Raw genomic sequence first — 12,551 nt, 5'->3', positions numbered from 1 at the left:
TTTCATGGTCTATGGCAACGTGAAATAGTGTTGCCCAACATCATAGTCCTTATCCAATGCATCCAGTACTACCTGCAAATGTTTTTCATTACCCAGGAAATCGGCATTGCTGGCGTCGATAAAAATAGTTTTGATGTTGTGTTGTTTGATATAGCTGGTATAAGTTTCCTGAATGCTGAACAGGTATTCATCGGGTATGGACTGTTCGTAATCGCGGTTCCTTTTTTTGATGTTGGCCTGCAGTTTATTCACGGGTGCATGCAGGTATATGAGGATGTCGGGAAATACCAGTTGCTGGTGGATGATCTCGAACAATTTCTGGTAAAGCCTGAACTCTTCCTCGGGCAGGTTCACTTTGGCAAAGAGCAGGCATTTGGTAAATAGATAATCCGAAACGGTCACGTGTTGGAAAAGGTCCTTGGTGTGTACCAGGTCTTTCATCTGTTTGTAGCGCTCGGCCATAAAGAACAGCTCGAGCGGGAAAGCATATTGTTGAGGATTCTCGTAGAATTTAGGCAGAAAAGGGTTGTCTGCAAATTCTTCCAGAATGATCCTCGCATTGAAATGCTTGGCCAATAAATGTGCCAATGTAGTTTTGCCGGCGCCGATATTCCCTTCTACCGTAATAAAATGATGCTTCATTAGTTGCTGGTCGGTGACTTTCAAAATTAACCGTCATCGGCAACTGTGCCTTTATTTTTTTTGCACATGGAGCCGGTCGGGGCATTCATTGAGTAATTGGCGGATGGTTTTATGCAATACAGGGTGCACCAATTCGGCTGCTATCTGGGCCAGTGGCGCCAGTGCAAACCTCCTTAAAGCCAGTGCAGGATGTGGAACAGAAAGCTGTGGTGTGTCCATCACCAGGTCATCAATCAATAAAATGTCTATATCAATGATCCTGGGACCCATTTTGATGTTGCGTTTTCTTCCCATCCTTTCTTCGATAGTAAGTAGCTCATTCATGAGTAGTGGCGGCTCATGGAAAGATTCCAGCGCCAGCGCCTGGTTGAAAAAGGATGGCTGGTCTGTAAGTCCCCAGGCTTCCGTTTCATAAATAGAAGAGCGGCGCGTAATAATACCACAGGATGCTTCGATCTCGTCGGAAGCCTGTTGCAGGTAAGCCAGCCGGTTGCCCATGTTGCCGCCTATCAGCAAATATGCTGTTCTCATAAATTGGTAGAATAAATGGCTTCAAATATCTTTAAATTCATAAAGCCGTAATTAAAAATATGAAAAGCTTTTTTAAAACCTTTTTTGCCGTCCTGCTGGCGCTGGTTGTTTTATGTGTGATGGGTATTTTCATTCTTGCCGGTTTCATTGCCAGCGCTACTTCTGCCGAAAAAACCACCATCGGGAATGATGCGGTACTGGTAGTAGATCTCGCCAATCATTTCAGGGAAAGAAAGCAGGAAAACCCCATCGGTTCAATTATCGATGATGAGGCCTATGATATACCATCCCTCTACGATGTGGTGCGGATGATCCGGTATGCAAAAGCAGATACGGCCATCAAAGGGATATACCTGGTATGCGGACATAATGCCAACGGCTTCGCTGCCAGTGAAGAACTCCGCAAAGCCCTGGCAGATTTTAAAGACAGCAAAAAGTTCATCGTGGCTTATGGCGAGGCGATTTCGCAGAAAGGGTATTACGTGGGTACCATAGCCAATAAGTTGTACTGCCATCCGGAAGGTGGTGTTGAATGGGGAGGTTTTTCATCGGGGATGCTGTACCTGAAGGGAGCGCTAGACAAGCTGGAGATACAGCCGCAGATATTTTATGCCGGCAAATTCAAGAGCGCTACCGAGCCTTTACGTGAGACACACATGACCGAAGCCAATCGGCTGCAGACCTCCGTATGGCTGGGCGATTTATATAGCCGCCTTTTGCAGACCACTGCTGAGAGCCGTGATCTCGATACGGCCAAACTGAGGATGCTCGCGGTGAACGGATCCGTACAGACTGCCCACGATGCATTGCAACTAGGATTGGTAGACGGCTTGAAGTATGATGATCAAGTGAAAAACGCGATACTCCGGAAACTCCACGCTGCAAAGGATGAACAGAAAATCAATTTTGTAAAATTGACTGATTATGCAAGAGCTGTTGAATTCAAAAAAACAGGTAGTGATGGCCGCATTGCCATTGTATATGCTGCGGGAGATATCGTGGATGGAAAAGGAGAGAGCGACCAGGTATCGAGTGATGAATTCAGGAACCTGATACGCAAGCTGCGGCTCGACAATGATATAAAGGCTATTGTGTTTAGGGTGAATTCACCGGGTGGCAGCTCGCTGGCAAGCGATGTGATCTGGCGCGAGATTACCCTGGCAAGAAAAGAAAAGCCTGTGGTAGTGAGCATGGGCGATGTGGCAGCGTCTGGTGGGTATTATATTTCCTGCAATGCCGACTCGGTTTTTGCCAATGCCAATACCATCACCGGTTCTATTGGCGTATTCAGCATTGTTCCCAATTTCGAATCCTTTTTCAGGAATAAGCTGGGGGTTACATTCGACAGGGTAAAGACAGCGCCCTTTGCCGATATGGGTTCGGGCGACAGGCCGCTGAATGAAACAGAGAAAAGGTTCGTACAGTCAGCCGTTGATTCGATCTACCATACATTCAAGACAAGGGTAAGTGAAGGAAGAAAAAAAGACATGGTGTATATCGACAGTATTGCTCAGGGCCGTGTATGGACAGGAACACGCGCTTCACAGATCGGTTTGGTAGATAGGGTAGGCACCATGCAGGATGCAGTTGATTGTGCCGCGCGGATGGCGAAACTGAAAGACTATCGCACCAGGGAATACCCAGAGAAAAAAGGATTTTTGGAACAATTGATGAGCAATTATAAAAAATCAGTAAGCAAAGACCTGATCAAAGAAGAGATCGGTGCAGAAGAGTGGAAAGTCTTACAGCAGGTAAAGCAGGTGCGTCAGATGATAGGGATACCGCAGGCCCGCATGCCGTTTACGGTAGATGTGAACTAACGGTTTGTTTGAATAGCCGGTGGTCGAATTCAAAATCACTTACTTCGGTCAGCTTGATGCGTTCAAAATCGGCGTGAAGGGGATTGATGAGGTAATTATGTTCCTGAGGTACCACTGCAGAAGGACAGCGGACGTACAATACTTCTTTGTTGCGGATGATTTCCTGTCCCATCCATTGCGTGTAATCAAAATCCTGTTGCCAGTTCTTTTTAAGGTTCTTATTCTCTATGATATGACTGTGGGCAGTGCGTCCCGGAATTTCGATCTGCACGAGTCGCAATAGGTGCAGGTCTTCCAGCGAGAATGCGTTCACCAGGGTCTCGAGCAGGGCCAATGAAATATGTTCACTGGTATACAGCAATGGTAATCCTTTTGGATTCCACCTGCCACCTCTCAGCCGGGCGCCCGTTCCTGAAAGATCGTCTGCATATTTTTTATGTGCAATGCGGTAGACGATCATGAATAGACGCCGTATTGAATCCTGGCTAACTGATCGGTGAGTTCAATGATGCCGCGGCTGTTGTATAACGACTCGAAATTGAGGTTGTGCCCCAGGATTTGCTTATCTTTTTTGAGCCAGCGGTAAAAAGCATCGGAGGACGAAAAGGTTTCGAGGCCGGTTTCAATAAGCTCCTGCATTTCAAGGATGCGGTCTGTGTAAATACCTTCGAAAGAACTGTTGTTTTTGGCATAACGCTGTAGGGTTCTTTCGGAAAGGTGAAGAATATTGGCCCATTCGGTTTGTGTAAAAGGAACGAGATCGGCAATTTTTTTAAATTTCCGGTAACTGAAATCGGCAACACTGATGGGCTGCTTTTTAGCAGGTATATAAGCTGCCGGCTCTTCACTTACTTTAGGAGGAAGAGCATCTTGTTTGGGGTATTTTCTCACTTTTGCCATATCCGTCATTTGTTATACAAATATACGACTTTTGTCTGTTCCTTCGAACAAAAAATAAAAAATAGATTTGTCCCCCTAATCAACAACGCATGACAGGTACTTATAGCCAGGCCAAAGCGATGCTCGCCATCACAAGAGGCAGCCTGAGAGCCACTTTCCGCAGCCCTTCGGCCGTAATTTTCAGCATTGCTTTCCCCCTGATCTTTATCCTGGTTTTCGGATTCATTGGCGGAGGAGGTAAGGTGTCGGTGAACATTGCATTCGCCAGCCATACCGATACCACCAACCCCGTTTACCAGGCCATCAAAAACATTGCAGCTCTGCATGTAGTAAACAAATCCGATGCAGAAATAAAGGAAGACCTTGAAAAAGGAAGACTGACAGCCGTCATCAACATTGAAAAATCAGGACTCACCAATCCGCCTTACAAGATCAGCCTGCAGAGCTCGGGGGCTGTGAGTCCGCAGAACATCCAGGTGTTGCAATCCATCCTCAATGCGGTCATATCGGGTATCAATCAACGCGCTTATCCCAATATACCTACCATCGCCATCATCAACAATAATGTGCAGAAAATCCCTGGCCGCATTTACAGGACCATTGATTTTATCCTGCCCGGTCAGCTTGGTTTTTCGTTGCTCAGTTCCGGTGTATTCGGTGTGGCATTCCTTTTCTTTAACCTCCGTCAACAACTGGTATTGAAAAGGTTTTATGCAACGCCTATCCGGCGCTCCTATATTGTGCTGGGAGAAGCCATCAGCCGGGTATTGTTCCAGATGTTTACGGCGATCATTATCATAGGAGTGGGGCATTTTCTGTTCAAATTCACGCTGGTGCATGGCTTGCAAACCTTCCTGGAGATCATGTTGCTCAGCTTCGTGGCCCTGATCTTATTCATGGGTTTTGGTTTTATTGTGAGCAGTGTGGCGAAGAACGAAAGCACCATTCCACCCTTTGCCAACCTCATCACTTTGCCGCAATTCCTGCTGGCAGGCACTTTCTTCTCCATCGAAGCTTTTCCCGCCTGGCTGCAGCCCCTGTGTAAGCTGCTGCCACTGACGCATTTCAACAACGCCATGCGCAATATCGCTTTTGAAGGCGCCAGCCTGGCGAGTTGCTGGAGGGAATTGGGTATTTTGGGAATATGGGCGGTAGTGATTTACGCCATTGCTTTTAAAACTTTCAAATGGGAATAACCGATGCGATTGATTAAACTGGTACTGATAAGCCTGATAATACTTTTTGCCCTCTCTACCGGGCTTTCTCTTTTATTGCCCTCCATGGTGCTGGTGTCCAGGGCGGTGACTATAGAGGCGCCGCCCGATTCGGTCCTTGCTAAAGTGAAAGATATACGTCAATGGACAGGGTGGGTGGGTGGAATGGAAAGCCCCGGGGTTCAAATACATTCGGCCACCAGCGCCACATTGGGTGGAACGGAGGTAACCATCGGCCCGGTATCCGATACGGCAGTAGTATCGAACTGGACCAGTAAAAAAAGCAACCCCCAGGTAGCCACCATCCGGCTGATCTCACGGCCCGGGCAGCCCCAAACGGTGGTGCAATGGCAATTCGTAGAACAGGTTAAATGGTATCCCTGGGCCAAACTGGGGTCCATGATGAACGACAAGATCATGGGACCAATGATGGAGAAAAACCTCGACAACCTTAAAAAAAGCTTAGAAAATAAATAATCGTTAAATTTAGTCAGGTTGGACGGCCGCTGTTCGTTAGTTTAGCTCACGGTTCGGTTTTGCCGTTCAATTCCCCCCACAAACTAACAATGCACATGGGGAAGATTCTCTAAATAAAGAAGCCACCCGGTTTATGCCAGGTGGCTTCTTTCATAATGCCATCATTGTGGTACAGATCAGATGATCAGCAGGGCATCGCCGTAGCTGAAGAAACGGTATTTGTCCTTGATGGCTTTTTTATAAGCTTCCATAGCCAGGTCATAACCGGCAAAGGCGCAAGTCATGATGAGCAGGCTGGTTTTGGGCAGGTGGAAATTGGTTACCAGGCTGTCCGCCACATTGAATGTATAAGGCGGATGAATGAAATGGTTGGTCCATCCTTCACTCGGCTTCAGTAATTTCTGCGCAGTGAAACTGCTTTCCATGGCGCGCATGGTAGTGGTGCCGATGGAACAAACGCGGCGACCGGTTTCTTTTGCTTTATTAACGATCCGGCATGCTTCTTCGGTAATGGCGTAATATTCAGCGTCCATTTTGTGTTTGCTGAGGTCTTCCACTTCAATAGGACGGAAAGTGCCAAGGCCGGTATGCAGGGTTACTTCTGCAAAACGGATACCCAGTATTTCGCAACGCTTGATCAGTTCCTTGCTGAAATGCAGGCCCGCCGTAGGAGCGGCAACAGCTCCCTCGTATTTGGCATATACAGTTTGGTAACGCTCTTTATCTTCTTCATCGGGCTTGCGCTTGATGTATTTGGGCAGCGGTGTCTCACCCAAAAATTCGAGCATTTTTTTGAAGCTCTCATCATCATCATCCCAAAGGAAACGGATGGTACGTCCGCGGCTGGTTGTATTGTCAATTACTTCCGCTACCAGTTCTTCGTTGTCTCCGAAGTACAGTTTATTACCTACCCTTATCTTTCTTGCGGGATCAACGATCACATCCCACAAACGGTTGGGCTTGTTCAGCTCACGCAACAGAAAAACTTCGATCTTGGCGCCGGTCTTTTCCTTGCGGCCATACATACGCGCAGGAAACACTTTGGTGTTGTTCACTACGAACACATCCTTGTCATCAAAATATTCAATGATGTCGCGGAAATGTCTGTTTTCCATGTGACCGCTTTTACGGTCTACCACCATCATTCGGCTGTCTTCTCGTCTTTTGGTTGGATTTTGTGCAATAAGGTTTAGAGGAAGGTCAAATTTGAATTGTGATAATTTCATGTTACGGCATGAGTTTTTTTAGTGAAGTCGGCAAAGGTACGAAATTCTTCTAAAATGCCCTTTTATCGCGCTATTGAAGCAATCAGGCGTTGTGTATAGGCAGATTGTGGTTGATGGTAAACCTGTTCAGCCGGCCCGTATTCTTCAATGCGGCCTTTGTTCATGACCATGATCCGGTCGCTGATATAACGTACCACCGATAAGTCGTGCGAGATGAAGACAGCCGTAAACCCGAAGGTTTTTTTCAGGTCGTTCAGCAGGTTGAGCACCTGTGCCTGCACACTTACATCCAGCGCCGATACACTTTCATCACATACCACAAACCTTGGGTTCAAGGCAAGCGCCCGCGCTATCACGATCCGCTGTCGCTGCCCGCCGCTGAACTCATGCGGATACCGATTGTAATGCGATGCCTGGAGACCAACTTTTTCCAACAGGTCAATCACTCTTTCTTTTCTTTCTTTGGGAGCAAGAACCAGGCCATGTACTTGCAAAGGCTCAGCAATGGCTTCGCCAATCGTTATCCGCGGGTTGAGGGAAGAATAAGGGCCCTGGAAAACGATTTGCAGTTCCCTGCGCAAATGCTTCAGCTTACTGCCCCTGGCTGCCAACAGATCTTCCCCTTTATAATAGAGGCTGCCGCTGCTTACATCGGTCAAACGCAGCAAAGCACGGCCAAGTGTACTCTTGCCACAGCCCGATTCGCCAACGAGTCCCAGCGTTTCTCCTTCATACACTTCAAAACTTACATTGTCAACCGCTTTGTTATATGTTGATACACGGCCCAGGAAATTCTTTTTGTCGGGATAGTGTACGGAGAGATGGGAGACTTTTAAGAGCGTTGTTAGTTGAGCGTTGTTAGTTGTTAGTTGTGAGGTGTTGGTTGAGGGATAAGCAGGCTGCGATGCTCCTCCCATGAAATCACTTACAACAGGTAACCGTTCTCCTTTCGAATATAAAGCAGGGCGACAGGCCAGCAGCGCTTTGGTATAAGGATGTTGCGGGGCTTTGAGCAGGTTGGCTGTTGTGTTTTGTTCTACCAACTGCCCCTTGTACATCACAGCTACCCGGTCTGCAATGGCAGACACCACTCCCAAATCGTGCGTAATAAAAATAACGCCCATATTGTTCCGTTGTTGCAGGCGGCGTATCAACAACAGAATGCTTTGTTGAACGGTTACATCCAGTGCGGTAGTAGGCTCGTCGCAAATGAGCAGGGAAGGGTCGCAACTCATGGCCATGGCAATCATCACGCGCTGTTTTTGTCCACCGCTGAGCTGGTGCGGATAACGATCGAACAGTGCCGCCGGATCGGGCAATTGCACTTCTTCAAACAGCGCGATTGTTTTTTCCCTTGCCTCAGCCGCCGACAGCGAAAAATGCTCCCTGATGGCTTCCATGACCTGGAAACCGCAGGTGAGCAAGGGGTTCAGCGATGTCATCGGTTCCTGGAAGATCATGGCAATATGCCGGCCGCGTAATGCCTGGAGTTCCGGCGGAGAGAGCCGGAGAATATCCCTGGTATGGCCATCGTGCGAAAACAATATCTCGCCGGCCCGGTACAGGGCGGGAGGGGCCGGCAATAACTGCAATATGGAGAGGGAAGTGACCGATTTGCCCGACCCCGATTCACCTACGATGGCCAGTATTTCTCCACGCGCTACAGTGAGGCTGATATGCTGTAACGCTTGTGTAACAAGGCCATCGGAGCTGAAATCTATGCAGAGATCGTTGATTTGTAAGAGGGGTTGATCCATATATTCACCCCACAAGTTAAACATCTATTCACTAATCAGTCATTTCCCCTAATTTTGGCAACTATATATATACAAGTTGGGACAAAAGATGAAAAATTTCAGTAAATTAGGTGCTATTGGTTAACCTAAAAACCTAACGAAAATGGCAAAGCAAAATGAAAAAGAAGAAATTGCAATGAGAATTAAAGCAATTAAGGATATGTTATATAGGCATGCCAACGTAACTCAAGAAGCGAAAGATACTGTCTTTAAAAATTTACATGAACATATCCCAGATGTAATTTCCTTTTTTAAGAGTTTCCCAGATAATGCTATCAAAAAAGCAATTGAGGAAGACACAAAATAACCTGTACTCTCGGGTCAAGTATTAGCTTCTACAACTTATTGGTTAAATCTCCCTATAAGCCTTATTTCTTATTTTTGGCCGTTTCTTGGGGCTTATCTTCTTTGTGAGTAGGACTTACCGAAACCTTTATCACATCGGCAAAAGAGCCGTTTACGGCCAGTTTAGGGTCATACTTTGAAGCGCGGGGCTTAGGGGCTTTCTTTTTTTCTGCTTTTGCCATCACTGGAAGGACATTTGGGTTTGAACGCCGGGTAAACTTAATAAGGGTATTTCTTTTACTTGTAATTCACCATTTGCAAATTTACTCAAATCCCCGTCTTCACTGTAAATACATTCAACCTTTCTTACTATACAAATAGCGGCTATCATACAGTCATATTTCATTTTCTGTTTAGGGATTGCATGATCATTTTTATATTGTATTAGTTCTGGATTTTTAAATGAATTATGCAATAATTCAGCACATTTATTCGCAGCTGGTACATCGAATGGGGCAACGATGAACTTCTTATCAATTAAACTTGAAACCTTTATGCGATCTTCTTTGGGTACAGCAGATAATATTTCAGCTAACATTGGAGTTGGAAGAAGTAGTCTATATTCTTTATCTGATAACCATCTTATTAATTTTCTTGCCTTCTCTATTTTATCTTCTTGACCAGATGTTGCGACCTCCCTTATACCCCAAATGAAAATATGGCTATCAATTCCTACTAATTTTTCCATTGCAGTTTAGTTAAGGTAATTTTCCACGTCCTCTACTTCATCCCAATATTTGCCGATTACTCCTTTTATTTCATCAAAAGCAATATTTAAGGGTTGATTATCTAACCGAACAATCTTTAGTATTTCAAAATTTTCTATATTAAAATTTGTTGCGTCCCATGTAGCAACCCCAACAAGTCCTATATATTCATATAACTGATGCGCTAATTCTTTTGCCAGCTTTTCGTTAATATCAAATATTAGTTTTTCATCCTCATTAATTCTAAAATGCAGTCTCGGTTCTTCTCCTCCGATACGAATAATCTTTCCATATATAGTTGTTTCACCCGATATACTATTAGGAATTGCGTAGTTTATTTCTAAATCCTTAGTGAAATTTGAAATTGTTTTATAGTTATGATTAAACTGTCCCAAACAGTTATGTTTCTTTGTGAATTTTACAATCTCTTTCAATGGTTGTATAGCCCCCTTACTCACATTTGTATAATCTCCAGTAGAAACAGCCGTGGCTAATAACAAATAGCTACCCACTATAATTTCTTTTACCTTGACCGGCTTGAATAGCAAATCAAGACTATTATTTTCTATTTTTTCAAAACAAAACAAAACCTCGTCAACATCTATTCCCGGCTCATCTGCTTTGGCTTGTTGCAATAAAAGTCTTTCGAATGCTGCAATAATGTTAGCAACTTCCGATGGCTTCACGCTTTCTGGACTGATATTATTCCCGTGAAATTTTAATTCTAATATGTCAACGGCTTCATCCATGCGGATACAATTTATTGCGTTTATGACTGCAAACAAAGCAGTCATATTATAATACTATTTAATTTTGACGGTCAGATGGTCAAAATTACAAAAAATAATTGACATAAAATTAGGTAGATGATGGGATTTGTGTATTTTTGTCCCATAAAGAACCTAAAATGGATAACCAATTCAAAAACTTACCCGAATGCTTAGACTACTTCAAAGAAGAGGCAACCTGTATAGCCTATTTGGAATATCAACGCTGGGGCGGCACTCCCGCCTGTCCTTTCTGTGGGGTGGTTAATCCATACAGGACAAACAGAGGCTTTAAATGCCGGGATAAGCAATGCCACAAGAAGTTCAGCGTAACAGTGGGTACTGTTTACGAAAACTCCAAAGTACCCCTTAGGATATGGTTTTCGGCTATTTACCTCTGTACTTCCAGCAAGAAAGGCATTAGTTCACTGCAAGCAAGCCGCCAGTTGGGAATAACCCAAAAGACTGCTTGGTTTGTCCTGCATAGGGTTCGTGAAATGCTGAAAGAGAAAGCCCCACAAATGCTGAAAGATACCGTGCAGATTGACGAAACCTATGTAGGTGGTTTGGAGAAGAACAAGCACGTTAATAAGAGGGCTAAGAATGGCAAGGGGGAAGGTGGCCGCGCAAAAGAGGTGAAAACGCCTGTATTTGGTATTGCAGAAACTGGCGGTAAAGTAGTCGTAAAGGTTACTAATTGGGTTACTAAGCAGAACGCCAAAGCCTTAATAGATAAGCATGTGGAGACAGGCTCTAATATGGTAACGGATGGCCTTTCTATGTATGCTTTTCTTGGGAGGGATAACCGATTTAAACACTATATGGTAGACCATAAGAAGGGGCAATATGTAAACGGTGGCTTCCACACGAACAATATTGAGAACTTCTGGAGCCTCTTAAAACGAGGCATTATCGGCATCTTTCACCAAGTAAGTCCACAACACCTACAGCGTTACTGCGATGAATTTGCCTCACGGTACAATACAAGGCAGATCAAAGACCATGAGAGATTTGAATTGTCAATACAGAATAGTGAGGGACGGCTGAAATACAGCACACTGATAGGTAAAAACTAAAGCGGCCAAAAAGCCGCTTTTTATTTTTTTATTCGGTTTGTCCCAACTTGTATATAGTTGCCCTAATTTTGCGCTCACAGTTGTTAGTTTATCTGCAAAAAACAGATTCATGATTCGCAAATCCTGGTGGAAGATTCTGGCATTCGTACTGCTTATTTATACCTGCTCGGTCGGTTTTTTGGTGAAAGTGCCTTCCCCGCCGGGTGTGCCGCTTCACCAGACCATCCGCAACCTTTTTTTCCATGTACCCATGTGGATAGCCATGATGGTTTGTTTCACGGTTTCAGTGGTATATGCCATCAAATACCTGAACAAAGCAGACGTAAAAGCAGATATCTATTCAACGGAATTTGCGAGAACTGGGGCTTTCTTTGGTGTACTGGGACTGCTCACCGGCATGATCTGGGCCAATTACCAGTGGGGTAAACCCTGGAGCAGCGACCCGAAACAGAACGGAGCAGCCATCGGTGTGCTGATCTATTTTGCCTATTTCGTGGTACGCGGCAGCCTGCACGACGAAGAAAAACGGGCACGCATAGGCTCGGTTTATAACATATTCGCCTTTTTCATGCTTTTCCCTACGATTTGGATACTGCCCAGGTTAACAGAAAGCTTACACCCCGGCGGACAAGGAAGCGAAGGAAATCCCGGGCTCAACCCCAAAGACAGCTCACCTGCCATGCGCAGCGTGATGTATCCGGCTTTTATCGGATGGACATTACTGGGTGTATGGATCACCACCTTGCGGATACGCGTTCAACTCATTCAACAAAAAAGACTGGCTCATGAATAAGTTCACAAGAATATTCCTGGTGTTAACAATGATGATGGTATCGGTAATCTCACAGGCACAGACCGCTGTTGCAAACGAACCCAACGATTTCATGCACAGCAATGGCAGGATCTATGTGGTGGTTGCCGTGGTATTGACCATATTGCTCGGCATGTTCGTATACCTCTTTATGCTGGATAAAAAGATTTCGCAGATGGAGAAAAAATAATCACACTGCTGTTCTATACAAGTCAAAAACAACTAACTAAAACGATTAG

The 12,551-nt window shown here is 45.1% G+C and carries 16 protein-coding genes; 7 read left to right on the top strand and 9 right to left on the bottom strand.

Translation table 11 applies throughout. The features are described 5' to 3' along the window. Nucleotides 1–9: 9 nt before the first annotated feature. Both BLU98_RS02275 and folK read right to left on the bottom strand, forming a co-directional pair. Complete coding sequence (locus BLU98_RS02275; RefSeq protein WP_092721948.1) at nucleotides 10–642, bottom strand: deoxynucleoside kinase; 633 nt, start codon at nucleotides 640–642, stop codon at nucleotides 10–12. A 51-nt stretch (nucleotides 643–693) separates the two neighbouring features. After that, nucleotides 694–1,173 carry a 2-amino-4-hydroxy-6-hydroxymethyldihydropteridine diphosphokinase gene (gene folK, locus BLU98_RS02270; RefSeq protein WP_092721595.1) on the bottom strand — a complete coding sequence of 160 codons (480 nt, stop codon included), beginning with the start codon at nucleotides 1,171–1,173 and terminating at the stop codon, nucleotides 694–696. A 59-nt stretch (nucleotides 1,174–1,232) separates the two neighbouring features. Between folK and sppA the strand changes: the two genes are divergently transcribed. Beyond that, nucleotides 1,233–2,993 (top strand): signal peptide peptidase SppA, encoded by a 1,761-nt coding sequence (gene sppA / locus BLU98_RS02265; protein ID WP_092721594.1) that lies wholly within the window; start codon nucleotides 1,233–1,235, stop codon nucleotides 2,991–2,993. Here the strand turns inward: sppA and BLU98_RS02260 are convergent. Both BLU98_RS02260 and BLU98_RS02255 read right to left on the bottom strand, forming a co-directional pair. Next, entirely contained in the window at nucleotides 2,974–3,453 is a 480-nt protein-coding gene (locus BLU98_RS02260; protein WP_092721593.1) for an RES family NAD+ phosphorylase, read from the bottom strand. The genes sppA and BLU98_RS02260 overlap by 20 nt on opposite strands. Continuing rightward, entirely contained in the window at nucleotides 3,450–3,893 is a 444-nt protein-coding gene (locus BLU98_RS02255; RefSeq protein ID WP_139173812.1) for an Xre family toxin-antitoxin system antitoxin, read from the bottom strand. The genes BLU98_RS02260 and BLU98_RS02255 overlap by 4 nt, the downstream gene beginning before the upstream one ends. Nucleotides 3,894–3,982: 89 nt before the next feature. On the opposite strand from BLU98_RS02255, the gene BLU98_RS02250 reads away from it, so the two are divergent. Continuing rightward, on the top strand, nucleotides 3,983–5,089 hold the full coding sequence (locus BLU98_RS02250) for an ABC transporter permease (RefSeq protein ID WP_092721591.1): 1,107 nt from the start codon (nucleotides 3,983–3,985) through the stop codon (nucleotides 5,087–5,089). Nucleotides 5,090–5,092: 3 nt separating this feature from the next. After that, entirely contained in the window at nucleotides 5,093–5,584 is a 492-nt protein-coding gene (locus tag BLU98_RS02245) for an SRPBCC family protein (protein ID WP_092721590.1), read from the top strand. Nucleotides 5,585–5,760: 176 nt separating this feature from the next. On the opposite strand, the gene queA is transcribed toward BLU98_RS02245, so the two are convergent. Together queA and BLU98_RS02235 are read right to left on the bottom strand one after the other, a co-directional pair. Continuing rightward, the gene (gene queA / locus BLU98_RS02240; protein WP_026769598.1) at nucleotides 5,761–6,810 is read right to left on the bottom strand and encodes a tRNA preQ1(34) S-adenosylmethionine ribosyltransferase-isomerase QueA; all 1,050 of its coding nucleotides are present in this window, start codon (nucleotides 6,808–6,810) and stop codon (nucleotides 5,761–5,763) included. Nucleotides 6,811–6,872: 62 nt separating this feature from the next. Further along, nucleotides 6,873–8,567, bottom strand: a complete 1,695-nt coding sequence (locus BLU98_RS02235) for an ABC transporter ATP-binding protein (RefSeq protein WP_092721946.1) — start codon at nucleotides 8,565–8,567, stop codon at nucleotides 6,873–6,875. 142 nt (nucleotides 8,568–8,709) lie between these two features. On the opposite strand from BLU98_RS02235, the gene BLU98_RS02230 reads away from it, so the two are divergent. Then, nucleotides 8,710–8,913, top strand: a complete 204-nt coding sequence (locus BLU98_RS02230; RefSeq protein WP_092721589.1) for a hypothetical protein — start codon at nucleotides 8,710–8,712, stop codon at nucleotides 8,911–8,913. Nucleotides 8,914–8,974: 61 nt separating this feature from the next. Here the strand turns inward: BLU98_RS02230 and BLU98_RS17655 are convergent, their stop codons facing one another. Genes BLU98_RS17655 through BLU98_RS02220 form a run of 3 tightly spaced genes read right to left on the bottom strand, consistent with a single transcriptional unit; the run spans nucleotide 8,975 to nucleotide 10,407 of the window. Continuing rightward, a complete protein-coding gene (locus tag BLU98_RS17655) occupies nucleotides 8,975–9,133 on the bottom strand; it encodes a hypothetical protein (RefSeq protein WP_257574651.1) in 159 nt (52 codons plus the stop codon). Beyond that, on the bottom strand, nucleotides 9,133–9,639 hold the full coding sequence (locus tag BLU98_RS02225; protein WP_092721588.1) for a PIN domain-containing protein: 507 nt from the start codon (nucleotides 9,637–9,639) through the stop codon (nucleotides 9,133–9,135). The genes BLU98_RS17655 and BLU98_RS02225 overlap by 1 nt, the downstream gene beginning before the upstream one ends. 6 nt (nucleotides 9,640–9,645) lie before the next feature. After that, complete coding sequence (locus BLU98_RS02220; protein WP_139173811.1) at nucleotides 9,646–10,407, bottom strand: hypothetical protein; 762 nt, start codon at nucleotides 10,405–10,407, stop codon at nucleotides 9,646–9,648. A gap of 158 nt (nucleotides 10,408–10,565) precedes the next feature. Between BLU98_RS02220 and BLU98_RS02215 the strand changes: the two genes are divergently transcribed. Genes BLU98_RS02215 through BLU98_RS02205 form a run of 3 tightly spaced genes read left to right on the top strand, consistent with a single transcriptional unit; the run spans nucleotide 10,566 to nucleotide 12,502 of the window. Further along, nucleotides 10,566–11,501, top strand: a complete 936-nt coding sequence (locus BLU98_RS02215) for an IS1595 family transposase (protein ID WP_092721586.1) — start codon at nucleotides 10,566–10,568, stop codon at nucleotides 11,499–11,501. A gap of 37 nt (nucleotides 11,502–11,538) precedes the next feature. Continuing rightward, nucleotides 11,539–12,294, top strand: coding sequence for a cytochrome c biogenesis protein CcsA (gene ccsA / locus BLU98_RS02210; RefSeq protein WP_504739186.1), 756 nt, complete (start codon nucleotides 11,539–11,541; stop codon nucleotides 12,292–12,294). Then, complete coding sequence (locus BLU98_RS02205; RefSeq protein ID WP_092721585.1) at nucleotides 12,287–12,502, top strand: CcmD family protein; 216 nt, start codon at nucleotides 12,287–12,289, stop codon at nucleotides 12,500–12,502. The genes ccsA and BLU98_RS02205 overlap by 8 nt, the downstream gene beginning before the upstream one ends. Nucleotides 12,503–12,551: the final 49 nt, after the last annotated feature.

This window comes from Hydrobacter penzbergensis, from assembly GCF_900106985.1.
GTDB classification, from domain to species: Bacteria; Bacteroidota; Bacteroidia; order Chitinophagales; family Chitinophagaceae; genus Sediminibacterium; species Sediminibacterium magnilacihabitans.
The sequence above is the reverse complement of the archived record's forward strand: the minus strand, read 5'-3'. Positions and strand labels throughout refer to the sequence as shown.